The following is a 1,661-nucleotide window of genomic DNA, read 5'->3' on the forward strand; positions in this document are numbered from 1 at the left end:
AGCCTCGATCCACCGATGAATCGGCTTGGTGAATTGGTGTCGTAACGAGGAAAGTGCCTTCTGAGCTGTGATGATGAGTGTTCCTACGCACTTATCGGCACAACTTCGAAAGGCACTTCCGGTGAAAGTGTCGCACAACTTCGCCGCGGCGTCGGCGCTGTTCGATGATGAGCATCTCGTGTCGTGCGCCGGGTTGGTGCCGGTGATGACGTTGGCGACCCAGACTGGGCTGTCACAGCTGTTGGAGCACAAGGTTCATTTCGCCTGCGAGCGGATCAAATCTGGTGCGGCCAATCCGTCCCCGAAGCTGACCACGCTGATCGCCGGCATGTGCGCCGGCGCGGACAGTATCGACGACCTCGACGTCGTGCGTGCCGGTGGGATGAAGACACTCTTCAACGGGGTCTATGCACCGTCGACGGTCGGAACACTGTTGCGGGAGTTCACCTTCGGACACGCCCGCCAACTGGAATCAGTCCTGCGTGAGCACCTGGCCGGACTGTGTGAACGCGTCGATCTACTGCCCGGTGCCGGTGAGCGGGCCTATCTCGATATCGACTCACTGCTGCGACCGGTCTACGGCCAGGCCAAACAAGGCGCGAGCTACGGGCATACCAAGATCGCCGGGAAACAGATCCTACGCAAGGGCCTGTCGCCGTTGATCACCACGATCAGCACCAACCACGCCGCTCCTGTGATCACTGGAGCCAGGTTGCGGGCGGGCAAGACCAACTCCGGCAAGGGCGCGGCCCGGATGATCGCCCAAGCTGTCGCTGCCGCCCGTGCCGCCGGGATCACCGGGCAGATCCTGGTGCGCGGCGACTCGGCCTACGGCAACAGCACCGTAGTGACCGCCTGCCGCCGCGCCGGCGCCCGCTTCTCACTGGTGCTGACCAAGACCCGCGCCGTCGCCGCCGCCATCGACTCCATCGCCGAGAATGCATGGATCCCGGTCAAATACCCCGGCGCGGTCCGCGACCCTGACACCGGAGCGTGGATCTCGGATGCCGAAGTCGCCGAAACCACCTACACCGCTTTCAGTTCCACCGACCACCCGGTCACCGCGCGGTTGATCGTGCGCCGCGTCAAAGACGCCCGCTACCCCGACGCGCTGTTCCCGGTCTGGCGCTATCACCCGTTTCTCACCGACAACGACGAACCCGTCGGTGCCGCCGACATCACCCATCGCCGCCACGCCATCATCGAAACCGTGTTCTCCGACCTCATCGACGGACCCCTCCAACACATGCCGTCGGGGCGGTTCGCAGCGAACTCAGCGTGGATCCTGTGCGCCGCGATCGCCCACAACCTGCTGCGCGCCGCCGGCGTGATGGCCGGCGGCGCCAACGCCGTCGCGCGAGGATCAACACTACGACGCCGCATCGTTAACATCCCGGCCCGGCTGGCTCGCCCCCAACGCCGACCCATCCTGCACCTGCCAACGCACTGGCCATGGGCACAGCAGTGGCTCACACTGTGGCGCAACACCATCGGACACAGTCCACCCCCGACCGCGACCCCCTGACCACCCGCCGAAAGGCCCGACCGAACATCACAGGAAAAGCTGGGCAGACCAGCGGCTACAGGCTGCCCACCACCCACAGCACGGCAAAGATCAGTCCCGAGACACCTTCAACAGGGTCGATCCACGGATCGAGGCT

The 1,661-nt window shown here is 64.8% G+C and carries 1 protein-coding gene; it reads left to right on the plus strand.

Annotation, left to right across the window (positions count from 1 at the left end):
- Positions 1-121: 121 nt before the first annotated feature.
- Positions 122-1,525 carry an IS1380 family transposase gene (locus E0T84_RS31500; RefSeq protein WP_138746419.1) on the plus strand — a complete coding sequence of 468 codons (1,404 nt, stop codon included), beginning with the start codon at positions 122-124 and terminating at the stop codon, positions 1,523-1,525.
- The last annotated feature ends 136 nt before the right edge of the window (positions 1,526-1,661 follow it).

This window comes from Mycobacterium sp. DBP42 (assembly GCF_005924235.1).
Classification (GTDB): Bacteria; Actinomycetota; Actinomycetes; order Mycobacteriales; family Mycobacteriaceae; genus Mycobacterium; species Mycobacterium syngnathidarum.